Source organism: Cyanobium usitatum str. Tous (genome assembly GCF_003011885.1).
In the GTDB taxonomy this organism is placed as follows: domain Bacteria; phylum Cyanobacteriota; class Cyanobacteriia; order PCC-6307; family Cyanobiaceae; genus Cyanobium_A; species Cyanobium_A usitatum.
In genome coordinates this window covers 1-23,753 of record NZ_PXXO01000005.1, presented here as the reverse complement: position 1 = coordinate 23,753, position 23,753 = coordinate 1, and the positions used below count along the sequence as shown (strand labels likewise).

Genomic DNA, 23,753 nt, shown 5'->3' with positions numbered 1-23,753 from the left:
AATCGGCTGGCTTCAGCGCTGCACGATTACTGGCGTACCAACTTCCACCTGATCAAATAAGGAGCGCACATGCTCGTGGAGCATGCGCACGCAGCCATTGGTCACGGCTGCGCGTGATGTCACCGTCCAGGACCAAGCATTTGGCGTGCCATGGATGCCGTACTGGTTGGGTCCGCTTTTCTGGAATCCAAGCCAGCGATCGCCTAAGGGGCCATTTGGTCCGACGGTGGCGTTGATCTTGCCGCTTTTGGTGCTCTGGTATTTGGGATTAACAACCTTGTTTTGCACGGAGAAGCGCCCTACTGGTGTGGGGGTGCTGGGATCGCCAATCGCCACTGGCCAACTGCCCAGCACCTTGCCGCCTTCACGCAGGCTGATCGTGCGCTTGTCAAGCTGAAGCACAATTTCCCGGCTGTTGCTCTGGGCCTGGACAGGGGTCCAAGCCGGAGCCATCGCTAGGGCTGCTGCGGCAATCCAGAGCGGTTTGAGGTAGTCAGCCATGGTGATAAGGGCGCTTAGTTAACCAATTTGGAGTCGATGATGTGGAGATAGCGCCGTTCGCACTCCTTAATGATGCTCACAGCTTCTGCTGGCTCCAAGAAGCCATTGACCTTGCAGGTGCCGGGTTTTTTGAGGTCTTTGTAGTGCTCCCAGTAGTACTGGGTTTCCGTGACCCACTGCTCACCAAGCTGGGTGAAACTGGTGATGTGGTCCATGCGCTTGTCATCGGCCAATACTGCGATCACCTTGTCGTCGACCTCGCCGCCGTCGTCAAAGGTCATGATGCCGATGATCCGAGCTTCCACCAGCGATCCCGGCACTAGGGGCTCGGTGACACCGACAATTTCAATATCTAGGGGGTCGCCGTCCTCGTCCCAAGTGCGGGGGATACAGCCGTAGGCGAAGGGGTAAGCCAGCGACGAGTAGCCGACGCGATCCAGCTTGAGGTGGCCTGTCTCCGTGATCAGTTCGTACTTGTTGATCGTCATGGAGTTCAACTCCACGATCGCGTTCAAGCGCAGCTCTGCTTCATCAGCGAAGGCCGGCAGCACGTGCAGCAGGTTGAGCATCGTGCGGCTCGGGGCGTGGTCGATGTTCGCCATGAAGCGGAATTTGAGTGGCTGAGCGGCATCCTAAGTATCTGCCTGCAGGCGCTCCAGCTTGTTGCGCAGATAGCGAAGGAAAGCAGCTGCGCTGAGGCTCTGGCCACTCACCTGTTCCACCAGCTCTTCCGCATTGACACTGCGGCCCAGGGGATAAACCCTGCTGGCCAGCCAGTCCCGCAGGCTGCTCTCCATACCAGCAGCGATCGCGGCCTCGATGGCACCTGGGCCGCCAAGCTCCTGCTCCATGGTTTCCGCGAGTTGGGCGCTGATCAGATGGCCCAGGGCGTAGCTGGGGAAATAGCCAAACAGGCCTTCTGCCCAGTGGATATCTTGCAGACATCCCTCCGAATCGCTTGAAGGGGTACGGCCCAGCAGCTCGCCCATGCGGCGGTTCCATAAATCTGGGAGCTCCGCCACCGGCAGCTCCTGCTCGAGCAGGGCAAGCTCCAGCTCAAAGCGCAGCACGATGTGTAAGCAGTAGCTGAGCTCGTCGGCTTCCACCCGAATCAGGCCGGGCCGCAGGGGATTGAGCCCTCGCCAGAAGCCGAGGGCACCGCCCCAGGGATCACTGCCACTGCCAACGCCACTGCCACCACCGCTGCCTAAGCCAGTGCAGAAGCGCGGATGCCAGCGCTCGGCGAAGGCGCGGCTGCGGCCCACGCGGCATTCCCAGAACAGCGACTGCGACTCGTGCACCCCCATCGAGGTGGCCTCACCCAGGGGCCAGGGAAAGTAGTGGTTGCCCGTGCGGGGCAGGCCCTGTTCATATAGGGAGTGGCCCCATTCATGGGCGGTGGCAAGGAAGGCCGAGAGGGGCTGATCCGGCACCACCCTGGTGGTGATGCGGAAGTCCTGGGGGCCCACGGTGCAGGAGAAGGGATGGGCCGAGCGGGAGCGTTGGCAGTAGGCCGGGTCGTAGCCCCAGCTGTTGAGCAGCTCGGTGCAGAGATTTTCCTGCAGGGCTTCGGGTAGCTCTGGCAGGGGGGATTCCTGGGTTGCTGCTGCCTGTTGGAGCAGGACGGGCAGTTCGTCCTGCAGTGGGGCAAACAGCTGCTGCAGCCGTTCTTTGCTGACGTCGGGCTCAAACGGCTGGGCCAGGATTTCCCAGGGGCTGCGGTGTTGAACTTCAGCGGCGGCAAGTTGGGTCGCTTGTTCGCGGCGTAGGCCGATCAGGCTTTCCAGTGCCGGAGCAAAGATGCTGAAGTCGCTGCGGCGCCTTGCCTCCTGCCAGATGGCATTGCCGCGCGACTGGGCTTGGGCGATCTGGGCTACAAGCTGGGGATCTAGGCAGCGCTGGCGATTTAGCTCAAGCCGCAGTAGCTGCAAGTTGCGGCGCACCGCCGCCGGAGTGCTGGCTTGCAGCTCGGCTTCCGCCGCCTCGACCAGATCGGCGTAAGCAGGGCTGCTCTGGCGTTCGTGCAGCTGGCTGGCCAACAGGGCTAGTTGGTCGCCACGCCATTCGGCACCGGCCGCCGGCATCACCGTGTTCTGGTCGTAGTAGAGGGCACTGCTGATTGAGCCCAGCAGCTGGCTCTGGCGCAGATGCTCCTGCAGCTGATCTAGGGGCGATTTTGGCTGCGCCATGGGGAACTTTTGCTAGGGCCATTCTTCCGGCTTCAAGCCCGGCGCGCTCAGGCTGATTGCAGTTGGGCTAACTGGTTCTCCAGGCGTCGCTTGAGTCGGGTCTGGACAAGGGAGCAGAGCTCATCTACCAAGGCGCCTTCGGCGCTCCAGATCGTGCGCACCCCATCGCGCTCGCAGCGCACTAGGCCAGCCCGCTGCAGTTGACCGAGCTGGCGGCTGATGTGGGATTGGGAGAAGCCAGTGGCTTCGATCAGTGCTGCCACATCCATGGGCCCTGCCCTGAGCTGACAAATCAACTGGAGACGCGCCGGCTCACTCAACAAACGGAAAAACTGGCAGTACTCCTCCAGCAACTGGGGAGACGGCATGGAGCTGGAATGAGCCATCTATTAATTATGTCGCAGCTATGTCGCAAGCCGCATTCCCCCGAGCGACCCCGGACGCGACGCCTTTATGCGGCTATGGTCATAACAAGCTGCAATGCCGCGATGGTTGTCGCCCCGTTTACGCCGATCTCCCTGCGGGCAGCGGCTGGAGGGGGATCCCTGCTCTTCCGCCAGCTTTTTGATGCCCAGACCGGCACCTTCACCTACTTACTAGGCGATGTTTCCAGTCGCCAGGCGGTGATCATCGATTCGGTGTTTGAGCGCCATGGCCGGGATCTTGCCCTACTCCGTGAGCTGGGGCTCGAGCTGGTGGCCTCCCTCGATACCCATGCCCACGCCGACCACGTCACCGGCAGCTGGCTGCTGCACGAGGCCACTGGCTGTGCAATTGGCCTGGCTGCAGCCGCTAAGGCGAAAAACGTGACCATGCCCCTGCAGCACGGGGATCGGCTGTCCTTTGGTGTTCGTTGGCTCGAGGTGCGCAGCACCCCAGGTCATACCAATAGCTGCCTCAGTTTTGTGCTCGACGATCAGTCGATGGCATTCAGTGGTGACGCCTTGCTGGTGCGGGGCTGCGGTCGCTGTGACTTTCAGCAGGGCAACCCCCATACCCTCTGGGCCTCGATTACCCAGCAACTTTTCAGCCTGCCCGACTCCTGCTTGCTCTATCCAGGGCACGACTACGAGGGCCGCACGGTCAGCTCGGTCGTTGAAGAAAAAGCCTTCAACTCCCGCCTGGGCGGTATGGCCACCGAAAGGGATTTCGTTGGTCACATGGAGTCCATGAAGTTGCCCCACCCCCACAGGATCGCCGAAGCCCTACCGGGCAACATGCGCTCTGGCAAGCCCATGGATCAGGGCGTCACCAGCCCTGCTGCAAACCCATGTTGGGCGCCATTGCAACGCAGCTATGCGGGCCTGCCCGAACTTCCCCCCGCCTGGGTGGCGTCCCACCGTGATGGCCTCACCTTGCTGGACGTGCGTTCGGCTGAGGAATATGGCGGCCCCGACGGTCGGGTGGCGGACAGCCTGCTGATTCCCCTGCCGGAACTGGAAGGTCGCATCTCCGAACTTCCCGTCAATCAACCGGTGGTGGTGGTCTGCCACTCCGGCAGCCGCTCGGCCCTGGCTACCCAGCAGTTGCTTAAAGCCGGCCTCAGCCAGGTGGCAAACCTCCACGGCGGCCTGGCCCGCTGGGCGGATGAGGGCTACCCGCTGCAAGGCGTCGCTTCCACCTGATCAACCTCCTTATCAGTCATGACACCAGACCCCGATACCCGTCTCAATGCCCAGGAACTAGCCCGGCAGCTGGCTGAAAAGCGGGTCAGCGTGATCGACGTGCGCGAGGCAATGGAATTCGCCGGCGGGCACATCGAAGGCAGCGTCAATGTGCCCTGGTACTGGTATGCCACAGCGGTCGCCGCAGTGCCCAGGCCGATCTAGAAGGCGGCATCCCCAGCTGGCAGCAGGCTGGATTGCCCCTGCGCAGGCTCAACAACGCCCCCCTGCCGCTGATGCGCCAGGTTCAGATCGCCGCTGGCTCTTTGGTGCTGCTCGGCCTGGGCCTCGGCAGCTGGGTGGCGCCGGCATGGATTCTGCTCAGCTGGTTTGTGGGAGCCGGCCTGGTGTTTGCTGGCATCAGTGGTTTTTGTGGCATGGCCCGCCTGCTGGCCTTGATGCCCTGGAACCGGGTTTCGATTTGATGGCAGCAGGCGCTTGCCCATAACACCTGGATGGATGCATGCGCTCCACTACAAATCATGCCCAGCGGTTGATCACTCTCTGGATTGCCTGGTTGCTGGCCATGCTGTTCCACGTGGATTTGGGCTTGATGCCCTTATTCCACGGGCAGCCACCCGAGATCAACAGCCAAGTGCCACTGGGAGCCTTGCCGCTGCTGTTTGGTGCCAGATACACGCCTTGATCAGATCGTGCTGATGGCGGTGATGACCCTGCTTGGGTTGTTTATCAATATTGAAAGCTGGCACTGGTGGCGCCAACATCACTGAAGGAATGCCTGTTTGAATAGCTGGCCGGTTTGTCTTTTTCGCAACCTTTTAGTCTTTGTATTTTGCATTGGCTGGCAAGGCCGATAAGCCCTGAAGACATTTATTTATTCCTAGAACTCCAGCCTTAACGAAACCAACTTTCGACCAGCTGGCCGCACTGACCTGACGGGGGAGGTGGCCGCCGCACGGCCTAGCAACCTGGAATGCTGCGACGCTTCTGGGACACCGGGACGCTTTTGCAAAATTAGCCTTAGCTCTCAATCACTAATTCACCAATCCAACCCTTGGGCCAGTGCATTATCTCACAATCCTGTGGTGAAGCGTTGACGCTTAGGTGTTGATATCCGATTGCACATCCTCCACTAGTATTGGCATAGATTTGTCACATCAGCTCAGGTTCCTTCACAGTCATGCCAAGAATTACCGTTGAGCTCTCCGTAGAGGAGCATCGAGCTTTAAAACTTTTAACCATTCTCGAGGGCAAGAAACTTGGTGCCGTCTTAAAAGAGGCAATTAATTCCTACCTTGTGCAAAAGGGTGCTCACGATCTCGAGGTCACAGGCAAGCAGTGATTTCAGTTGAGCGCATCGGGTGTTGCCGCCACCAGAAGATCAAGTACCTCGCGATCTTCGAGCTGATTAAACGCTGCACACCACATACCCACGGATTAGAGTTGCTCCAACAGCATCAGGATTTCGAGTTGATCGACTAGGTGGCGCAGTTGCTTGGCCGTTTCGCCATACCGCAACCTTTCCTGCCGACTTAGCGCCGATCGCGAGCTCGGGTTGCAGAGGATCGGCCACCTTTCGCACCGACCAGGTGGCCACGGGAAGCCGCAATTGCCTGCCGATGGCGACGGCTACCGGAGAGCACTCCAAATCTTTTTTAGTGCATCAATGGATCAGAACCGCCCTAAGCGCGTTACTGGGCCAGGTTGCCGCACTGGCTGCTCGACTAGGCGCGGCTGCGTCTTTTCGGCTATTACAGGAAGACTTTGACGCTTAGCCATGCGCCGCATTGCTGCATTTCCCTGTCTTTTGGCCCTTTGTACCACTGCTTCCCTGCTTGCACCCTGCGCAGCCCAGGCAGGCCAAACAGACGCCAAGGCCGCGCCCACCAGTGGCACCGTTGAATACAGGTCGAACGTCTCTGAAGTGGACTCCTGCAATCAGGCCCAATACCGCATGCCAGCCAATGCAACCGCTACGGCCATGCGGCTCTCAACTGCCATCAAAGGTGAATACGCCACCTTCACCTGCCGGGTGAAGTGGAGCCTCTCGCCCGCCGCTCGGCCCACCTATCGCCCGATTTTGTTCTCCCCTTCAGCCTGACCTCCATGCCCCGTAAGAATCAGCCATCTCCGCGCACCGTCAAGTTGCAGATCCTTGGCGCAGTGTTTGTGCCAATGGGATTGCTAGGCCTATGGCTTTATTCCAAAGGCTTCTGGTGAACGGTTAAAAGCGCTTGCTCGGACTCGCGCTTGCGGCGATGGCTTCCAGAGGTGATGTACCGCATGGATCACCACGCCCCAGATCAGCAGGTCGGGATCGCCGCCTTGCAAGGCAATGGCGGGGCTAGTGGCATCGCTGGCCACCAGGCGCCAATGGGGAGGTGTTCCCTCCAGTCGCCGCAGCAGAAAGCGCCCCTCGTTCACGGCGACCACGATGGAGCCAGAACGGGGACCCACACTGCGGTCGACCACTAATAGATCGCCGTGATGAATGCCCTCTCCGCGCATGGCATCGCCGTCTACCCGCATCAAAAAGGTGGAGCTCGGTCGCGGAATCAGGGCTCCATTTAGATCGATTGTTGCCTCGATGTAGTCATCGGCAGGGCTGGGAAAGCCTGCGGCCACGGTTTCGCCGGCCAGGGGCAGGAGCAGGGGCTCGAGGTCGTGATGCGCTGGCTGCAAGGGACCAAGCCAGATCAGATCGCTCGCCATGGCAATCCCCGAAGACCGACACACTAGCGCAAAACAGTACACCTGTACCCTCTTGCATTGTGGTCGCAGGTCAATCGCCGCAGCCCCTGCGCACCACCTCGTTGCGCAGGGCGGCTAAATCGCCTGCATCGGGGAGCTGGGGTTCAAACAGCAGGGCCCAGGCCAGCGACACATCTCCAGCTTCCAGGGCCGTTTCGATCGCTGCCAGCCAGGCAGGGGGGCTCTGGCCTAGGGAGAGGATCAGGGCCGCGGTGCGGGCCATCCGCTCGGCGTCCGCACCCACTAGTTGCACCTGGGCAAAGCTGCCCTCTGCCGCCTGCTCAGGTCTCAGACGCAGCAGCACCACCTCGCCGGGGGCAATCGGGGCCAGGGGCCAGGCCAGGGGTGCGCGGAAGGGGCGCCCGGCAGGTGCAAGCTGCTGCCAAACCAGCAGGCCCTGGCGCTCGATGCGGAGCTCCAGCAGAGGTTCGACCACTACGAGCAGGGGCATGGGTGTGGGCACCAGGCCAATGGCATCCCCTTCTGTCACCGGCTCCACCCGGGGGGTCACCACGCAGACCGCTACTGGCTCCACCGGCCGCTGCAGGGCCTGGGCAGAGTTGGCAAGCAGCCAGCCCAGCCCAAGGATCATCAGCAGGGCTGGGCGAAGGTGCTGCTTGCTCAAGTGAAGCTGCCGAATGCCGTGCCAGAGAGAAGATCGCCAAAACTACCCACGGGCGTATAGCCACCGCTGCGGCGCATCAGCACTTTCAAAAAGGTGGTGTTGAAGTCGACGGTTTCAAGAAACCGTACCCCCACATAGGAGGCTGACTCCAGCCGATCGACCCAGAGGGAACTGGCCCGCAGCCGGATCGGATCGCCAAAGATGGGGTGTTGAATCGTGAGGGTGCCGACCAAACCAGGCACTACAGGCTCGCGTATGGGAAACAGCAGGCAGGCACCAGAGGAGCTCACATCCCAAAGGCGACCAATAAACGAAATCGGATCGACATAAAAGTCGATCTGAATTGTCATGCTTATTGAGGGCACGATGTGCCTTTCCTCTTTCCTTGGGGAAGGATCCGGCATCAAGTCAAATGCAGCCGGATATTAGTAAACATCCGCGTGTGCACATCACCCAGTAATTTGATCCATTGTACTGAGGCGACTCGAAAAGCCAACTGAGAAGAGGCTGAAAATTTTTATCTTGGCCAGGAGGTATTCAGCCCGTGGCGCGGCTTAGGGCCCCGCCGCAGCTGGAGCCCCCTCCGGCCGTGCAGCCAAAGCAATGATCCGCCACTGCTACCCCATCTCCCTGCGGATCCCAGCCCAGCAGTTCGCCAAGATGGCGCCTGGGCCGGCCAGCTGCGCTCAGCCCAAGCTGCTGGTTGAAATCGCAGTCATAAAGCCAGCCCTGCCAGTCGACACTGATCAAGGAGCGACACATGACCCGCTCGAGATTCGCGCCGCAGTGCTTGTTTTGCAACAGGGCTTGGTAGGCCTCCAGCTTTCCCTGGGCTTGAAGCCAGCTGGCAAAACGCTGGATCGGCATATTGGCAAGGGCGTAGAGGCTGGTGAACACCACCCCGAAGTCGGCGGCGAGCACCCGGCGGTAGTCGGCCTCCAGCTGGGCTTGGGGAGGGGGTAGGACCGGCCCCTGGGGGTTGTAGACGAGCTGCAGCTCGAGGCCGCTGCCTGGCTGGCCGTAGCCAAGGGCATTGAGCTGACGTAGAGCCTCGATGCTGCGCTCAAACACGCCGCTGCCTCGCTGGCGATCAACATTTTCGGCGGCGTAGCAGGGCAGGGAGGCCACCACCGTGACGCCCTGATCCGCCAGGAAACGGGCTAAATCAGCCTGGCCGGGTTCCGACAGAATCGTGAGGTTGCAGCGATCGAGCACCTCGACGCCAAGCTGGCGGGCAGCCACCACCAGCTCCCTGAACTGGGGATGGAGCTCCGGCGCTCCACCGGTGAGGTCGAGGCAGCTCAGCTGGCGAGCCGCCAGAACATGCGGGATCAGGGCCAGGGTGGCCGGATCCATCATTTCGGTGCGGGATGGTCCAGCGTTGACGTGGCAGTGGCTGCAGGCCTGGTTACAGCGGTAACCGAGGTTCACCTGCAGGGTTGTCAGGGGTCCCCGCTGCAGCGGCGGGAAGGCCGTTGCTGGCCCTTGGGCTGCTGTTAAGGGCGGGGCGGAATGGAGTTGCAATCCCCGTCCATTTGCGAACACCACCATCCTGCCGCCTACCCATGAACGAGCATGGTGAGTCGCTGGCACCGAGTTTGCGATGTTGCAGCAGCCCCCCCGCGGCTACGTGACCCTGGCTCGCCTGGGTTTGGTGGCCAATGGCCTGGCCATTCCCCTCGGCCTGGCGGTAATCCTGCTGGATCCCACCTGGCGCACGGCCAATCTCGTTGTGGGCGCCAGTGCCGTGCTGCCTACGGCCGTGGTGGGCCTGGTGGGCTCGATCGCCCTGCTCAAGTGGCGTGCCTGGGGACAGATCCTGGCGATCGTGGCCCTGTCTATGGCCCTGGCGGTGGGGCTGCCTTACGGAATCGTGCGCATGGCGCTGCTCAGTGAGGGGCGATTGCTCACCGCAGTGCTGTCTGGTTTGCTTTGGGCGGCTACCACTGCTGCGCTGGTGTTCTGGAGTCGTCCCAGCATTCGCCGTTACTTGATCTGAGCTGGCCGGTCTGTCTGTCGCCGTAGCCACCAGCCCTCGAACGCAGGGAGTGATTTTGTAGCAACGGCTACATAAGAGGGCGGGATTGCCGCATTGGATGCCCCCATAGGCCTTTTCAAATCGATCCCATGCCCAGCTCGCACCGTTACGCCGCCCTGCAGCAGATTCAGCGGCGACGCCCGGTGGCGACAACTGCTGCCGCCCCCTTCGATGAGCTGTGGGCTAGCGATGTATTCGGCCTTCAGGCGATGAAGGAGGCCTTGCCTGGACGGATCTTTAAGTCGATCCAGCGCACCATCCGGGAGGGCGGCAAGCTCGATTTGTCGTTGGCTAACGCCGTGGCCGACGCCATGAAGACCTGGGCTACCGGTCGTGGAGCGCTGTATTACGCCCACGTTTTTTATCCGCTCACCAACTCCACCGCCGAGAAGCACGACGGCTTCATTTCGCCCAAAAGTGATGGTCGGGTGATCACCGAATTCACCGGCAAGCTGCTGGTGCAGGGCGAGCCCGACGGCTCCTCCTTCCCCAATGGCGGCATCCGCTCCACCTTTGAGGCCCGCGGCTACACCGCTTGGGACATCACCAGCCCCGCCTACCTGATGCAGACCCCCAATGGGGTCACCCTTTGCATTCCCACCGTTTTCGTTTCCTGGACCGGTGAGGCCCTAGATAAAAAAACGCCGCTGCTGCGCTCCAACGCCGCGATGAACCGACAGGCCCAGCGCCTGCTGCGTCTACTCGGTGAAACCGACATAGCTCCGGTGAACTCCAGCTGCGGCGCCGAGCAGGAGTATTTCCTGGTCGACAACGCCTTCGTCGCCCTGCGCCCAGACCTACTCCTCGCTGGCCGCACCCTGTTTGGCGCCCCGCCCGCCAAGGGCCAGCAATTCGACGACCACTACTTCGGCGCCATCCCCGAGCGAGTGCAGGTGTTCATGCAGGACGTGGAGCAGCAGCTCTATCGCCTGGGCGTTCCCGCCAAGACCCGCCACAACGAGGTGGCACCTGGTCAATTTGAAATTGCGCCCTACTTCGAAGCCGCCAACGTCGCGACCGACCACCAGCAGCTCACCATGACCGTGCTCAAGAGCACGGCCAAAAAGCACGGCTTCTCCTGCCTGCTGCACGAAAAGCCCTTCGCGGGGATCAACGGCTCGGGTAAGCACGTCAACTGGTCGATCGGCAACGCCACCCAGGGCAACCTGCTCGACCCCGGCCAGACCCCCCATGACAACCTGCAGTTCCTGCTGTTCTGCGCCGCCGTAATTCGCGGCGTTCACAGCTACGGACCACTGCTGCGCTCGGTGGTGGCGACCGCCGGCAACGACCACCGCCTTGGTGCCAATGAAGCTCCCCCGGCGATCATCTCGGTGTATTTGGGCAGCCAGCTCGAGGACGTGTTCAACCAGATCCGCGAGGGCAACCTGCAGAGTTCCGCCAAAGGCGGCGTCATGACCCTGGGGGTGGACACCCTGCCGGAATTCACCAAAGACCCTGGCGATCGCAACCGCACCTCACCATTTGCTTTCACCGGCAACCGCTTTGAATTCCGCGCCGTTGGCTCCAACCAATCGGTAGCCGGGCCCCTGGTGGCGATGAACACGGTGCTGGCCGATTCGATCGGCTGGATTGCCGATCGGCTGCAGAGCCAGCTTGAAAGCGGCACCGCCCTAGGAGAAGCGGCCTTCAACGTGCTCCAGCAGGTGATGCGCGAGCACGGCTCCGTCGTGTTTGGCGGCGACGGCTACTCCAGCGAATGGCATCGCCTGGCTGTCGAAGAGCGTGGCCTGGAAAACCTGCGCACCTGCGCCGATGCCTTGCCAGTGCTGCAGCGCCAGGAGGTGCGCGAGCTGTTTGAGCGCCAAGGAGTGCTCAGTGCGGTGGAGCTTGAGAGCCGCTTTGAGGTGTACGCCGAGCAGTACGTGCTGGCGATTGAAGTGGAGGCAAAGCTGGCCCTGCAGATCGCTCGCACCCAGGTATATCCAGCTGCTGTGCGCTATCTAGGCGAGCTGGGCCAGGCCCTACAGGAGCAGCAGGCGATGGGCCTGCATCCCAATCTCAAATTGCGCAATCAGTTGGGCGAACTGCTTGAGCAGCTCAACAACGGTTGCGAGAGCCTCGATCAGTCCCTACATGCCGCGCCCCACGGCACCGAAGCCCACATGCGTCACTGCGCCGACAGCCTGATGCCGCTAATCGGAGACCTGCGCGTGGCGGTTGATGGTCTGGAAGGCTTGGTCGACGACGACCTCTGGCCCCTGCCCAGCTACCAGGAGATGCTGTTCATACGTTGATGCCTGGCGGCCTAGCAACCTGCAACACCGGAAGATGTTGTGAAGGTGACAGTTTCGATCTGGCACAAGGGCCATGATTACCAGCAGAGCAGCGAAGCCAGACATGCCAGCAGTGCGTACCCAATCCCCCAGCCACGTGCGGATCTACCGCCTAGTCGATCGTCAGGGCGCCCCCCATCCGGTGCTCGACGACCTCTACGAATCCCTCGATGCCGCATGGAGCGAAGCGCTTGGCTGGTGGAACGACCACTGCGGTGGCAGCTCAGGGCCTGTGGAGATTGGCGTTGAAGTGAGTACTGCCAGCGGCGACTGGCGCACCCTGCGATTTCCTGGTTGCTGAATCCCTTGCTGCTGCCAACTCTCCCTAGTTGCGCGAGACGGCTTATTTAGGTCACCTGCACGCCCTTCCAGAAGGCCACCCGGCCGCGGATGTTGGCGGCAGCCTCCTTGGGCTCTGGATAAAACCAGACCGCATTGGCGTTCACCTGACCGTTTACCACCAGGTCGTAGTAGTGAGCCGTGCCTTTCCAACCGCACACGCTGGTGTGGGTGGAGGGGCGGATGGAGTCGGGGTCAAGGGCTGCGGCGGGGAAATAGGCGTTGCCGTCGACCTTGACGATGTCATCGCTGCTGGCAATCACCTGACCATTCCACTGGGCTTGCATGGGGCGTGTGGCGCAATTACGGGCTGATTGTGGCAAGCACCGGGGGTAGGGATGGGGGCGGCAGGTGGGGTGTGGGATCCAGGGCCAGCAACTCGGCGCCCTGGCGACGCAGTTCGAAGTGCAGATGGGGACCCGTCGCCGAGCCGGTCATGCCCACCATGCCCAGGGGTTGCCCCTGCTCCAGCCAGACGCCGTTCACCACGATGGCCTCGTGCAGATGGGCATAGAGCGTCTGCCAACCCTCGCCATGGTCCAGCAGCACGGTGGTGCCGTAGCCACTGATCGACTCCACCAGCAGCACCCGTCCGGCCCGGGAGGCGAGTACCACCGTGCCCTGCGGCGCCGCCAGATCAATGCCGGTGTGCAGCCGCCAGGCCGAGCGGCGCTCCGAGTAGCGCCAGCCCCAGGGGTCCAGGCTTTCGGCGGGCTGGGCCAACGGGTAAGCCAGGGGCGGCGCCGCCGGATCCAGCCCTGGTGCCGGCAAGGCGCCTCGGGCCAGAGATCCCTCCGATCCGGGGAGCCGCACATCCGGCACTGAAACGTGGCCCGGCAGCTCCTGGGGCATCGCGGTCTGGGCCCGCAGCGACGACTGGCCCACAACCGCTGCCAAAAACAACGGCAAAAGCGCGGGCCAGCTCCGGTGGGTCATGGCTCAGGGGATCTGGCTCAGCGCCAATCAGGGTCGTAGATCCGCAGGGTGCCAAATCCCAGCGACGCTGGCGAGGGGTTGGGACCGGCTGGGTAGGCCGACACCTGGAACATGTAGGTGTCGGAGACAGCCGGGTTGTTCCAGGGCTTGAGCACAACGGTGAGCGTGCTTCCGGGCTTAATGGGCTCAGGGAAGCTGAGGGTGAAGCGGCGCGCATCGCTATCGAACTGGGCCTGCACCGGCACGCGGGGACCCTGCTGGCGCGGCCGGCCCAAAAAAGCTGAGGTGCGATCCACAAAGAATGGAAAGCTGGTATCAACGCCGCGGGTCTGCTGAATCGTCAGACCGCCGAGGGCCACCCCCGCCTCCGGATCGAGCGTGATCGTGAAGTAGTACTCCGCACCGGTCTGCCAGACAGTGGTGTAGTAGCTCACCAGGTCCACCTTCCAGGGAGCCTTGCTGAAGTAGGTGACGCCCCGGAGTTCAAGGGCGCCAGCGGCGGGGATCGCAAGCGGCGAGAGTGCGGGCGCCCCGGCAATGCAGCTGGCCAGGGCCCAGCCGAGCGCAACGGCGACGCGTCGAAGACGGGGCACAGGCACTAGGGCATTAAGCAGTTGGCAAAACGCTAGTAGCGGCCCGCAGGAATGGCTGGGGATCCTGATCGCGGCGATGGCCCACCGGAATCGGCGCCCCCTGGGCTGTGCCATCCGCTGGATCGAGACTGGCAGTCGCCTCCAAGGCCTGGCGCAGGCGCCGAGCCGCATGCAGCGGCATATCCCGGGGCACGCTGATGCGATCGCGCAGGTAGCGCAGGGCAGGGGCAGAGCCCGCCGGTGCTGGCAGGGGCTTGGCGTGGATCAGGGCCGTGAGAGCTGTGCGGAGCGGGACATCGAAGTTTTCCGCTCCCAGGGGGCTGCGGCCAAGAATTGCCGCTCGGTGCTTGATCACCCGGCTGAGGGCAAAAGCTGCCGCATTGGCCGGTTCGGCTTGGCTGGTTTCCGGGTCGGGGCTGCCCAGGGGCCAGGGGCCCCGATCGATTTGAGTGGCTAGTGCTTGTTGGTTGGCGTCTCCGCTGGCATAGCAGCCACCCATCTGGGGCGGTAGGTCGTGGGCATGGGTGTGGAAGTCGCTCTGGGTGCCGAGGTAGCTGGGGCGCTGCTCCAGCGCCTCAAACCAGCGGCCAATGGCCGGATGCTCGCTGCGCAGCAGAAAACCCTTGTAGTAAGCCAGGCTTGCTGCCATGCGCTCCACGTAGGGCACGAACACCAGATCAGCCGTGCCTAGCTCGCCAAGCAAAAAGGGCCCACTTTGCTGGCTGAGCGCCTGCTCAAATTTGCCTGCAATGCGCTGAAAAGCCGCCCTGGCAGCTTGCTCCTGGGCGGGTCGCAGCCCCGGACTGCAGAGCCATTGGCACCACGCCCGGAACAGCAATCGCTCCAACTGCCGCAGGGGCAGCACCGCCGGGTCGTTCATGCCCAGCACCAGGGGCCCGAAGGCCCCCTCGAGGGCTTCAAGAATGCGATCGCTCTCAGTGATCAGGCGGCCATCGAGCTCAAGCGCCGGCAGCATCCCCGAAGGAACTAGCCGTTTGAACCAAGCCTCCTTTTCGCCGTAGCAAAACATGGTGACCTTGCGAATCCGGTACGGGATCCGCTTCTCTTCGAGCCAAAGCCACACCTTCTGGCAGTAGGGGCACCAGGCATGGTGGTCGCGGAAAAGAGTGACCCGCACTGCCTCCTCCTGCTGGCCAAACAGACGCAGCCGGGCCTGGGCGCTGGTGGGACCGTTGACTGGATCGGCTGGGGACGCGCCGAGGCGTTCGAGCTCTTGCCAATCGAGCACTTCCTGGCCTGTCGACTCCATGGCTATCGCTGCAGCAGCCTTGGTTCTAGGAGCTCGCGGGGTGCTGGGTGGCCTATCTAAGTTTCAAGAGCGAAGTTCCATAACTGAGATCCAATGTTCGACGCCTTCACCAAGGTTGTTGCCCAGGCTGATGCCCGTGGCGAATTCATTAACGCCGGCCAGATCGATGCCCTCGCAGCGATGGTTGCCGAAAGCAACAAGCGCATGGATACGGTGAACCGCATCACCTCCAACGCTTCTGCCATCGTTACCAACGCTGCTCGCGATCTCTTCGATCAACAGCCCGCCTTGATCGCTCCTGGCGGCAACGCCTACACCAGCCGCCGCATGGCTGCTTGCCTGCGCGACATGGAGATCATCCTCCGCTACGTCACCTACGCCGTTTTCACTGGCGACGCTTCCGTGCTGGAAGACCGCTGCCTCAACGGCCTGCGTGAGACCTACCTCGCCCTCGGCGTTCCTGGCGCTTCTGTGGCAGAAGGCGTTCGCAAAATGAAGGAAGCTGCTATCTCGATCGCTAACGATCGCAACGGCATCACCCCTGGCGATTGCTCCGCCCTGATGTCCGAAGTTGGCACCTACTTCGACCGCGCTGCTGCTGCAGTCGGCTGATTGGGCACAAGCCCAGCAATGTCCCTCTGGGAGGAGGCCAACAGCTCACCCAGAGGTTTTTTTTGGTTTCCGGTTGCACTGGAGATCCATAGCCAAGGGATGGGGCCAGGCAGCTCAGCTGAAGACCTGAATAGTGAGCATCAGGGCATCAGTCACGACGGATTGCTTCACTCCGCGGCAGCCAACTAACTGGTGAACCGATCCAACCGTGAACGGATCCAACATCGAAAAGGTCTGACAATCAGTCATGGAGTTGCCCAGTTGGCCCTCCAGACCCTCTCTGCCGTCGATCCTCGGCGGCACATTCGGCGGCTTCTAGTCAGCGACGTCCGTCCCAAGATTGGGCTGCCAGCCAACACAGGGCGGAAGGGATCAGCGTTCTCGTGAACGGTGTCATTTGCTACCCACAGGACTGCAGCGCTGCACGATTGTGGGCGGGTGAATATTAGAGGTCACCTTCCTTCATGGCCCAAGTCCCCATCGCTGGCGGCGGTCCAACCCCGCTCGCTGTCTTTGATCGATTCCGCACCCAGCTTCTCGCCAAGGTTCAGGAACCTGAACTGAAGCGTTACGCCGTGATGCTGCTCGCCTTTGGTGCTGGCCTGCTGCCGCTGATGGCAGGCTCCGCCAAGGCAGCCTTGGCGAAGGTCCCCACCGACGGCGCCGACACCCTGCTGATGCTGATGGGTTCAGCCCTGGTTCTGCTTATGACCCCAGGCCTGGCGTTCTTCTACGGCGGCTTCACCCGCGCCAAGAACGTGCTCAACACCATGATGATGAGCTTCTTCCTAATGGGGCTCATCGGTGTCGTCTGGGTTGTGATCGGCTACTCCCTCTCCTTCGACACCGGCTTCGGCAGCCCCTTCATCGGTGGTCTCGGCCAGATGTGGCTGAACGGCGTAGGCGGTGAGCTCGGTGATGCTCCACTAGCTGATGGTTTCGCCATCTCCGCTTCCTCCTTCGCCCTTTTCCAGGGCATGTTCGCGATCATCACCCCGGCGCTTATTTCCGGCGCCCTTGTGGAGCGGATCAACTTCAAGGCCTGGTTCTGGTTCTCCCTGCTTTGGAGCCTGTTCATCTACTGCCCCATGTGCAAGATGGTTTGGGGCGGTGGCTACATCGGTCCCTTTGGGGAGATCGGCGCCATCGACTTTGCCGGCGGCACAGTTGTTCACATTGCTGCAGGCGTGGCGGCTCTGGTGGCCACTGCGATTGTGGGTCCGCGCAGCGGCTTCCCCGGCAGCAAGCGTCCTCCCCACAACGTGCCCTTCATCCTCTTGGGTGCAGGCCTGCTCTGGTTTGGCTGGTTCGGCTTCAACGGCGCCAGCTACTTCGCTGCTAAGGGTGCCGGCTTCTCCTTCCTGACCACCACCCTGTCGGCCTCAACGGCCCTGCTCACCTGGTGCCTGATTGAGTGGTTCCGGGATGGCAAACCCACCGCCGTGGGCGCTGCCACCGGTGCGGTGGCTGGTCTGGTGGGCATCACCCCTGCCGCCGGTTTCGTCTACATGCCCCAGGCATTGATTATCGGTGCGGCGACCTCCATCGCCTGCTACATAGCCGTTCAGGTCAAATCTTCCATCAACTTCGATGATTCCCTCGATGCCTTCGCCGTCCACGGCGTGGGTGGCACGGTGGGAGCCCTCCTCACCGGCGCCCTAGCCATCCCTGCCCTGGTGCCAGCCGACTTCTTTCCCAAATCGGCAGCAATTCTCGCCAGCGGCGGCAACACCGCCCTGTTCGTGGCCCACGTCAAGGCCGTGCTGATCAGCTACGGGTTTGTCGGCATCGGCACCGCGGTAATTCTCTGGATCGTTGGCGCCACGGTGGGCCTGCGGGTCACTCCTGAGCAGGAAGAACGTGGTCTCGACTTCGTCGCCCACGGGGAAGAGGCTTACGACCCCACGACCAACTGAAGCTGAATCACCATGAAAATGATCACGGCAATGGTCCGCCCTTCCAAGGTGGAAGCAATCAAAACAACCCTCGTAGGCCTCGATGTGGTCGGCATGACTATTGTCGATGTCCGCGGTTTCGGGCGACAGAAAGGTCAGGTGGAGCGCTACCGCGGCAACGAGTTCACCGTGGACTTCCTACCCAAGTCCAAGATCGTTGTGGTGGTGACTGACGACAAGTTGGAAGCCACCCTCACTGCCATCCTCGATGCCGCCCGCACCGGGGAAATCGGTGATGGCAAGATCTTCGTCACCCCCGTTGAGGAAGCCATCCGCATCCGCACCGGCGAGCGCGGCGACACGGCGATCTGATCAACCACCTCTTGATTTGATGTGGTGTTCCCATCTGGGACACCTCAACTGCCCCCCGTCAGGGGGGCTTTTTTATGGCTGCTGACAATGCCACCAGCTTCATTGGGTTTTTTCGCTGAGCTGGGGAGCACCCTTCCGCCCAAGGACTTCACGCCATAGCGTGAGGAGCTCCAGTCCTTCATCTCCACCCCCCATGAACAGCTCCTACGACCTGATCGTGCTGGGGGCCGGCTCTGGTGGTTTGGCTGCTGCCAAACGGGCCGCAAGTTATGGCGCGAGGGTGGCCATCGTGGAGGGCGATCGGGTGGGGGGCACCTGCGTGATCCGCGGCTGCGTGCCCAAAAAGCTGCTGGTTTATGGCTCCGCCTACAAACACTTGCTTGCCGATGCAGCCAGCTATGGCTGGGAAATCGAGGGGATTCGCCGCAACCCGAGCACCCTGCTGGCCAATGTGCGCGCTGAGGTAGATCGACTCAATCAGCTGCACCTCGGCTTTCTTGAAAAAGCGGGGGTAGAGCTGGTGCGCGGCTGGGGCTGCTTTGAAGACGGTCACACCGTTGCCGTTGGCGAGCGCCGCCTGCGGGCCGAGCGCATCTTGATTGCGGTGGGGGGGCGGCCCCAGCGGCCAGCGATTCCAGGGGCAGAGCTTGGCTGGGTGAGCGATGAGATGTTTCTGCTGGAGCAACTACCGGAGCGCATTGTGGTGGTGGGTGCTGGCTTCATCGCCTGTGAATTCGCCTGCATCCTCAATGGCCTTGGCGTGGCCGTGACCCAGCTGGTGCGCGGCAATCATTTGCTGCGGGGCTTTGATCTTGAAGCTGCCAAGGCTGTTCAAGAGGGCATGGAGCAAGAGGGTATTGAGATTCGCTTTGCCCACAGTCCTGCGGCCATCACTGGCAGTGCCGGCGACCTCAGCGTCCACACCGAGGCAGGCGAAATCATTCCTTGCGGTGGGGTGTTGCTTGCCACCGGCAGGCGCCCTTTCCTGGAGGGCCTGCGCCTTGAGGCAGCGGCTATCGCCACTGAGGCCAATCGCATTCCAGTGGATAGCGAGCAGCGCACCAACGTGCCCCACATCTATGCAGTTGGCGATGTCACCGACCGCATCAACCTCACCCCGGTTGCCATTGATGAGGGACGCGCCTTTGCCGACACTGTCTATGGCACTAGCCCGCGCCAGGTGGACCACAGCCTGGTGGCTTGTGCGGTGTTTAGCCAGCCGGAGCTGGCCAGTGTGGGGCTCAGCGAAGAGGAGGCCATCCAGCGCCATGGCCCAGAAGGCGTGCGGGTGCATCGGACCCGTTTCCGGCCGATGAGCCAGGCCTTGCCGGCCAGGGGGCCCAGGGTATTGCTCAAGTTGGTTGTGGAGCTGGAAAGCGGCAAGGTGCTGGGCTGCCACATGGTGGGCGAGCACAGCGCTGAGATCATTCAGATGGCAGCCATCGCGATCGGCATGGGCGCCACTAAGGCCGACTTCGATCGCACCATGGCCCTGCACCCCTCGGTTGCCGAGGAGTTTGTGACCATGCCGAACTAGGTCGTGAGCCGGCTTTTGCGCCAATCATCAGCGAGCATCACCACCAGCGGCGCCAGCAGGACCATCGGCAGGGCCCGGCTGTCAATTGGCACCATCGCCGCTAGCCGCGACAGGGGCGGCCAATAGAGCAATAGCGCTGTGAAGATGATTTCAGCTGCTATCCCAAGCCAAAGCAGGGGATTGCGGCGCCAGCCCTGCTGCACCAAGTTGACGAAGGCGGAGCGATGCTCACTGCGGCAGGCCATCGCCACACCGATTTGGCCGGCCACGATGCAGCTGAAGGCCACGCTTGAGGCCTGCTGCTGGCTGGCCACGAGCGCTGCTCCGGCCTCGCCATGGAGAAGCAGGGGGGCTGCCAGCCTGAGCTCGGCCCACCCCACACCCTGCTGCTGCCAGCTGAGCAGGTAGGCCGTCATCGACACCACGGCTTCGCTCAGGCCCAGCACCAGATAGGCGCGCAGCATCAGGGGCCGATCCAGCAGCGGCGCTGAACGGCGCCGGGGCGGTTGGCGCATCAATCAAGATTCAGGCGCCTCGGCTCCTAGCCCCAGGGCGGGTAGTAAATCGGTGCCCAGATCCACCGCCAGGATCTGCAGCACGGTTAGGGCCGCCGGGATTTGCAGGGTAACCATGGCTAAAAACGGAGCCATCTCGGCCACGTTGCTAGCCAGCACGTAGGGCAGGAACTTGCGAATGTTGGCCACCACGCCTCGGCCAAAGCGCACCGCCGTGACGATCGTGGCGAAGTTGTCGTCTAGCAGCACTACATCGGCGGCCTCCCTTGCCACATCGGTGCCCACCAGGCCCATAGCTATGCCCACATCGGCCGCCCGCAAGGCCGGCGCATCATTGACCCCATCGCCAGTGACCGCAACCACTTCGCCGAGGGAGCGGTAGGCCTGCACAAGCCGCAGCTTCTGCTCCGGGGCCATCCGGGCGAACACCAGCCGGTTGCGGTATTTGAGCAACTGGCGCAGGTGGACATCGCTGATCAGTTCGAGCTGGTCGCCCTGGATCACCCGAACCGGATCGGCCTGGGGGTGGTTGTCACCCTTGGCCGGCATATCCAGCAGGCCGATCTGGCGAGCTATTGCCTGGGCGGTGAGGCCGTAGTCGCCAGTCACCATCGTGACCTTGATCCCAGCCTGGTGACACTGGCGAATCGCCTCAGGCACCTCCGGCCGGGGCGGGTCGTAAAGCGCGATCAAGCCCAACAAGCTGAGCTCTTGCTCCAGTTGATCGGCTGGGGCTTGCGCCTCCGCGGCCTCAAGCCGGCGCTGGGCCACGGCGATGACGCGGTAGCCGCGGCATGCAAGGTCGTCGTTGGCGGCCACTGCCTGGGCGCGGCCCTCTGGGCTACAGCGCTCCAGCAGCTCCAGGGGTGCCCCCTTGGTGATCAGCTGCAGGCCGGTCTCGGTGGCCACGATCACGCTCATTCGGCGCCGATGGGAATCAAATGGCAACTCCCGGCTGCGGGGATGGCGCTGCTGATGCACGTCGAGGCCCAGCTCTCGAGCCTGGGCTGCCACCAGCAGGGCGGTTTCAGTGGGATCGCCGAGGGCTCGGCTGCCGTCACCGCTGGCTTTGAGCTGGGCGTTTGAACATAGGCAGGCCGCCAGCAACAGCTCGGCTTCTCCACCTAGGTCAATCCCTGGCTGCTCGCCTACATGGGGCAGCCAGATCTCCTCCACCGCCATGCGATTGCAGGTGAGGGTGCCGGTTTTATCGCTGCAGATCACGCTTACCGAGCCGAGGGTCTCCACGGCAGAAAGCCTGCGCACCAGTGCTTTCTGACTGGCCATGCGCTGCACGTTGATCGCCAGGGCCAAGGTGACCGTGGGCAGCAAGCCCTCGGGCACGTTGGCAACGATGATCCCCACAGCGAACACCAGGCTTTCGAGGGGACCCATCCCCACAAACAAAAGGCTGAGGCTGAAGGTGATCGCCCCCATGATTAAGGCGATGGCTGTGATGGTGCGCACGATGTGGCCCACCTGCTGCTCCAAGGTGCTGATGCCCCTGGTTGTGGCGGCGGTGAGGTGGGCCACGTGGCCGAATTCAGTTTCAACGCCGGTGGCGTAAACGATGGCCTCGCCGCGACCGCCGGCCACGCTGGTGCCCGCCAAAACCAGATTGGCCCGTTCCCGGGTCGGAATCAGGGCAACTTTGCCTGCCGGAGGTGAGTCGATGGCATCGGCATGGCGCGCCACTGGCTGCGATTCGCCAGTGAGCACCGAGAGATCCAAGCTCAGTTCGTTGGCCTGGATCAGGCGAGCATCAGCGGGCACCTGGTCTCCCTCCTCCAGCAGGATTCGGTCGCCCGGCACCAGCAGCTCGGCATCTAGCTCGGTGAGTTCACCATTACGCCAGAGCCGCACCTGGCGGGGGAGGGATCGCTTCAGCGCCGTCAGGGTGCGCTCGGCTTGGTAGTCCTGCCAGAAGGAAAACAGGCCGTTGACCAGCACAACCGCCCAAATAGCCCAGCCCAGCTGGGGCGTGCCCGCTGCAAATGCCAGGGCCCCAGCCACCCATAGCAGCAGGGCCATGAAGTGCACCAGTTGATCGACAAACCTCAGCAGCAGGGAACGGCGGCGCTGGCTTGGGAGGCGATTGGCTCCAAACCTCTCCAACCGCCGCTGGGCCTCTGAGTCGCTCAAGCCTTGGAGTGTGCACTGCAGAGCTGCCGGCACTGCCTGCGCTGGGATGCTCCAGATCGGCTGGCTAGCAGAGAGCTGCATGGCGGGTTAGCTAGATCGCGGGGCAAGACCCTTCTCGTCAAACACCCCTTCAAACAACACTGAACTCAAGTAGCGCTCACCTGAGTCGGGCAGCACTACCACGATGGTTTTGCCTGCGTAGGCCTCCTCTCGGGCTAGCCGCAGGGCGGCCGTGGCTGCGGCACCACAGGAGATGCCCGCCAGGATTCCCTCTTCCTTCATCAGCCGGCGGGCCATGGCCACCGCCTCCTCGTCGCCAACGGTTTCGACCCGGTCCACCAGGTCCAGATCGAGGTTTGCGGGCACAAAGCCAGCGCCGATGCCCTGGATCTTGTGGGGACCGGGCTTGAGCTCCTGCCCTGCCTTGGCCTGGCTGATCACTGGGCTGTTGTCGGGTTCAACTGCCACCGAAACCAGCGGCTTGCCCAGGGTTCCCTTGATGTAACGGCTGACGCCAGTGATGGTGCCTCCGGTGCCCACTCCAGCCACGAGTACATCCACCGATCCTTCAGTGTCTGTCCAAATTTCGGGGCCGGTGGTGTCGTGGTGGATCTGGGGGTTTGCCGGATTGGAAAACTGCTGCAGAAGGACGTAGCGGTCGGGGTCGGAGGCTGCCATTTCCTTGGCAGCGCCGATGGCGCCGGGCATACCCATCCTTCCTTCAGTGAGAACGAGGTGGGCGCCGTAGGCCGTGAGCAGTTTGCGGCGCTCCAGGCTCATGGTCTCCGGCATCGTCAGGGTTAGGGGGATCCCCTTGGCGGCGGCCACGAAAGCCAGGGCGATGCCGGTATTGCCGCTGGTGGGCTCCACCAGCTCCTTGCCAGGTCCCAGCAGTCCCTCCTGCTCGGCCCGCCAAATCATGGCGGCGCCGATGCGGCACTTCACCGAGAAGGCAGGGTTGCGGCCTTCAATCTTGGCCAGTACGCGGGCCTTGCATCCATCGGTGACCCGATTGAGCTGCACTAGGGGGGTTTTGCCGATGGTGAGGCTGTTGTCGGCGTAAACGCTCGTCATCCGTTTGGGGGAGCCATTCTCTTGGCGCACCCTAGGGATGCTCTGCCGAGCGAACAGCAGGAATTAGCCAGTTTTTACAGGCCTTGTGGTCAACAACATCGATCTGCAGTCGGCGAGCCAACTCGATGCCTCACGCAAGGCCTTGGGCTTGGCCCCTGGGGTTGACCCGATTGGGGCCTGCCGCACCCCAACATAATCGTTACTTATGGGATTCATCAGCAGGGCTTTGGCGCCCCCCGGCCGGCCTTCTCACTAATCCCGCAATCTTCCGTTACAGTCCTGTTACGCAATGTTCTTGCGCTCGACGGGATTCCGTCTGGTGGCTTGCCACCTTCCATACCCGTTCCTCTGGAACACCCTCTTCTCGTTCTCATGACAACCACTATTCAGCAGCGCCAAGGCGCTTCTGCGTGGAACCAGTTTTGCGACTGGGTCACCTCCA

At 62.4% G+C, this 23,753-nt stretch carries 25 protein-coding genes and 1 pseudogene; 11 read left to right on the top strand and 15 right to left on the bottom strand.

What is annotated here, in order from left to right:
• Window positions 1-12: 12 nt before the first annotated feature.
• The 4 genes from C7K55_RS05485 to C7K55_RS05470 are packed head-to-tail and all read right to left on the bottom strand — an operon-like array spanning window position 13 to window position 3,058.
• Window positions 13-501: a L,D-transpeptidase gene (locus C7K55_RS05485; RefSeq protein ID WP_106502424.1), complete on the bottom strand. Its 489-nt coding sequence runs from the start codon at window positions 499-501 to the stop codon at window positions 13-15.
• A 14-nt stretch (window positions 502-515) separates the two neighbouring features.
• Entirely contained in the window at window positions 516-1,103 is a 588-nt protein-coding gene (locus C7K55_RS05480) for an inorganic diphosphatase (protein WP_106502423.1), read from the bottom strand.
• Between the two features lie 30 nt (window positions 1,104-1,133).
• Window positions 1,134-2,690: a carboxypeptidase M32 gene (locus C7K55_RS05475; RefSeq protein WP_106502422.1), complete on the bottom strand. Its 1,557-nt coding sequence runs from the start codon at window positions 2,688-2,690 to the stop codon at window positions 1,134-1,136.
• 47 nt (window positions 2,691-2,737) lie between these two features.
• Window positions 2,738-3,058, bottom strand: coding sequence for an ArsR/SmtB family transcription factor (locus tag C7K55_RS05470; RefSeq protein ID WP_106502421.1), 321 nt, complete (start codon window positions 3,056-3,058; stop codon window positions 2,738-2,740).
• A gap of 120 nt (window positions 3,059-3,178) precedes the next feature.
• Between C7K55_RS05470 and C7K55_RS05465 the strand changes: the two genes are divergently transcribed.
• From C7K55_RS05465 to C7K55_RS13705, 4 genes and pseudogenes are all read left to right on the top strand, one after another.
• A complete protein-coding gene (locus tag C7K55_RS05465; RefSeq protein ID WP_106502420.1) occupies window positions 3,179-4,315 on the top strand; it encodes an MBL fold metallo-hydrolase in 1,137 nt (378 codons plus the stop codon).
• Window positions 4,316-4,333: 18 nt separating this feature from the next.
• Window positions 4,334-4,779: pseudogene (locus C7K55_RS14225) on the top strand (rhodanese-like domain-containing protein).
• Window positions 4,780-4,817: 38 nt separating this feature from the next.
• The gene (locus tag C7K55_RS05450; RefSeq protein ID WP_241518201.1) at window positions 4,818-5,000 is read left to right on the top strand and encodes a hypothetical protein; all 183 of its coding nucleotides are present in this window, start codon (window positions 4,818-4,820) and stop codon (window positions 4,998-5,000) included.
• A gap of 1,092 nt (window positions 5,001-6,092) precedes the next feature.
• Entirely contained in the window at window positions 6,093-6,416 is a 324-nt protein-coding gene (locus C7K55_RS13705) for a hypothetical protein (protein WP_193486176.1), read from the top strand.
• Between the two features lie 89 nt (window positions 6,417-6,505).
• Here the strand turns inward: C7K55_RS13705 and C7K55_RS05435 are convergent, their stop codons facing one another.
• The 4 genes from C7K55_RS05435 to arsS form a co-directional block, all read right to left on the bottom strand.
• Window positions 6,506-7,027 carry a LexA family protein gene (locus C7K55_RS05435; RefSeq protein WP_106502417.1) on the bottom strand — a complete coding sequence of 174 codons (522 nt, stop codon included), beginning with the start codon at window positions 7,025-7,027 and terminating at the stop codon, window positions 6,506-6,508.
• A 70-nt stretch (window positions 7,028-7,097) separates the two neighbouring features.
• Window positions 7,098-7,691 carry a hypothetical protein gene (locus C7K55_RS05430; protein WP_106502416.1) on the bottom strand — a complete coding sequence of 198 codons (594 nt, stop codon included), beginning with the start codon at window positions 7,689-7,691 and terminating at the stop codon, window positions 7,098-7,100.
• Complete coding sequence (locus C7K55_RS05425; protein ID WP_106502415.1) at window positions 7,688-8,095, bottom strand: PilZ domain-containing protein; 408 nt, start codon at window positions 8,093-8,095, stop codon at window positions 7,688-7,690. The genes C7K55_RS05430 and C7K55_RS05425 overlap by 4 nt, the downstream gene beginning before the upstream one ends.
• A 133-nt stretch (window positions 8,096-8,228) precedes the next feature.
• Window positions 8,229-9,242, bottom strand: a complete 1,014-nt coding sequence (gene arsS, locus C7K55_RS05420) for an arsenosugar biosynthesis radical SAM (seleno)protein ArsS (RefSeq protein ID WP_106502414.1) — start codon at window positions 9,240-9,242, stop codon at window positions 8,229-8,231.
• A 52-nt stretch (window positions 9,243-9,294) separates the two neighbouring features.
• On the opposite strand from arsS, the gene C7K55_RS05415 reads away from it, so the two are divergent.
• From C7K55_RS05415 to C7K55_RS05405, 3 genes are all read left to right on the top strand, one after another.
• Window positions 9,295-9,690, top strand: a complete 396-nt coding sequence (locus C7K55_RS05415; RefSeq protein ID WP_241518200.1) for a Hepatitis C virus core protein — start codon at window positions 9,295-9,297, stop codon at window positions 9,688-9,690.
• Between the two features lie 128 nt (window positions 9,691-9,818).
• Window positions 9,819-11,987, top strand: a complete 2,169-nt coding sequence (locus C7K55_RS05410) for a glutamine synthetase III family protein (RefSeq protein WP_106502413.1) — start codon at window positions 9,819-9,821, stop codon at window positions 11,985-11,987.
• A 103-nt stretch (window positions 11,988-12,090) separates the two neighbouring features.
• On the top strand, window positions 12,091-12,327 hold the full coding sequence (locus tag C7K55_RS05405) for a hypothetical protein (RefSeq protein WP_106502412.1): 237 nt from the start codon (window positions 12,091-12,093) through the stop codon (window positions 12,325-12,327).
• A gap of 46 nt (window positions 12,328-12,373) precedes the next feature.
• Here the strand turns inward: C7K55_RS05405 and C7K55_RS05400 are convergent, their stop codons facing one another.
• Genes C7K55_RS05400 through C7K55_RS05385 form a run of 4 tightly spaced genes read right to left on the bottom strand, consistent with a single transcriptional unit; the run spans window position 12,374 to window position 15,164 of the window.
• The gene (locus tag C7K55_RS05400) at window positions 12,374-12,652 is read right to left on the bottom strand and encodes a DUF427 domain-containing protein (RefSeq protein WP_106502411.1); all 279 of its coding nucleotides are present in this window, start codon (window positions 12,650-12,652) and stop codon (window positions 12,374-12,376) included.
• A gap of 16 nt (window positions 12,653-12,668) precedes the next feature.
• Window positions 12,669-13,301, bottom strand: a complete 633-nt coding sequence (locus tag C7K55_RS05395; protein ID WP_241518199.1) for a M23 family metallopeptidase — start codon at window positions 13,299-13,301, stop codon at window positions 12,669-12,671.
• Window positions 13,302-13,318: 17 nt separating this feature from the next.
• Window positions 13,319-13,894 carry a DUF2808 domain-containing protein gene (locus C7K55_RS05390; protein WP_241518198.1) on the bottom strand — a complete coding sequence of 192 codons (576 nt, stop codon included), beginning with the start codon at window positions 13,892-13,894 and terminating at the stop codon, window positions 13,319-13,321.
• A gap of 13 nt (window positions 13,895-13,907) precedes the next feature.
• Window positions 13,908-15,164 (bottom strand): glutathione S-transferase family protein, encoded by a 1,257-nt coding sequence (locus tag C7K55_RS05385; RefSeq protein WP_106502409.1) that lies wholly within the window; start codon window positions 15,162-15,164, stop codon window positions 13,908-13,910.
• Between the two features lie 93 nt (window positions 15,165-15,257).
• Between C7K55_RS05385 and C7K55_RS05380 the strand changes: the two genes are divergently transcribed.
• The 4 genes from C7K55_RS05380 to gorA all read left to right on the top strand — a co-directional run bounded on the left by C7K55_RS05380 (window position 15,258) and on the right by gorA (window position 19,580).
• Entirely contained in the window at window positions 15,258-15,776 is a 519-nt protein-coding gene (locus C7K55_RS05380; protein WP_106502408.1) for a phycocyanin subunit beta, read from the top strand.
• A 464-nt stretch (window positions 15,777-16,240) separates the two neighbouring features.
• Window positions 16,241-17,692: an ammonium transporter gene (locus C7K55_RS05375; RefSeq protein ID WP_241518197.1), complete on the top strand. Its 1,452-nt coding sequence runs from the start codon at window positions 16,241-16,243 to the stop codon at window positions 17,690-17,692.
• A 12-nt stretch (window positions 17,693-17,704) separates the two neighbouring features.
• Window positions 17,705-18,043 carry a P-II family nitrogen regulator gene (locus C7K55_RS05370; protein ID WP_106502407.1) on the top strand — a complete coding sequence of 113 codons (339 nt, stop codon included), beginning with the start codon at window positions 17,705-17,707 and terminating at the stop codon, window positions 18,041-18,043.
• 193 nt (window positions 18,044-18,236) lie between these two features.
• Window positions 18,237-19,580, top strand: a complete 1,344-nt coding sequence (gene gorA / locus C7K55_RS05365) for a glutathione-disulfide reductase (protein ID WP_106502406.1) — start codon at window positions 18,237-18,239, stop codon at window positions 19,578-19,580.
• On the opposite strand, the gene C7K55_RS14015 is transcribed toward gorA, so the two are convergent.
• The 3 genes from C7K55_RS14015 to cysK are packed head-to-tail and all read right to left on the bottom strand — an operon-like array spanning window position 19,577 to window position 23,311.
• Window positions 19,577-20,095: a cation transporting ATPase C-terminal domain-containing protein gene (locus C7K55_RS14015; RefSeq protein ID WP_153062448.1), complete on the bottom strand. Its 519-nt coding sequence runs from the start codon at window positions 20,093-20,095 to the stop codon at window positions 19,577-19,579. The two genes, gorA and C7K55_RS14015, sit on opposite strands and share 4 nt — an antisense overlap.
• 3 nt (window positions 20,096-20,098) lie before the next feature.
• On the bottom strand, window positions 20,099-22,318 hold the full coding sequence (locus tag C7K55_RS05360) for a cation-translocating P-type ATPase (protein ID WP_153062447.1): 2,220 nt from the start codon (window positions 22,316-22,318) through the stop codon (window positions 20,099-20,101).
• Window positions 22,319-22,324: 6 nt separating this feature from the next.
• Window positions 22,325-23,311 (bottom strand): cysteine synthase A, encoded by a 987-nt coding sequence (cysK, locus tag C7K55_RS05355; protein WP_106502405.1) that lies wholly within the window; start codon window positions 23,309-23,311, stop codon window positions 22,325-22,327.
• Window positions 23,312-23,753 lie beyond the last annotated feature (442 nt).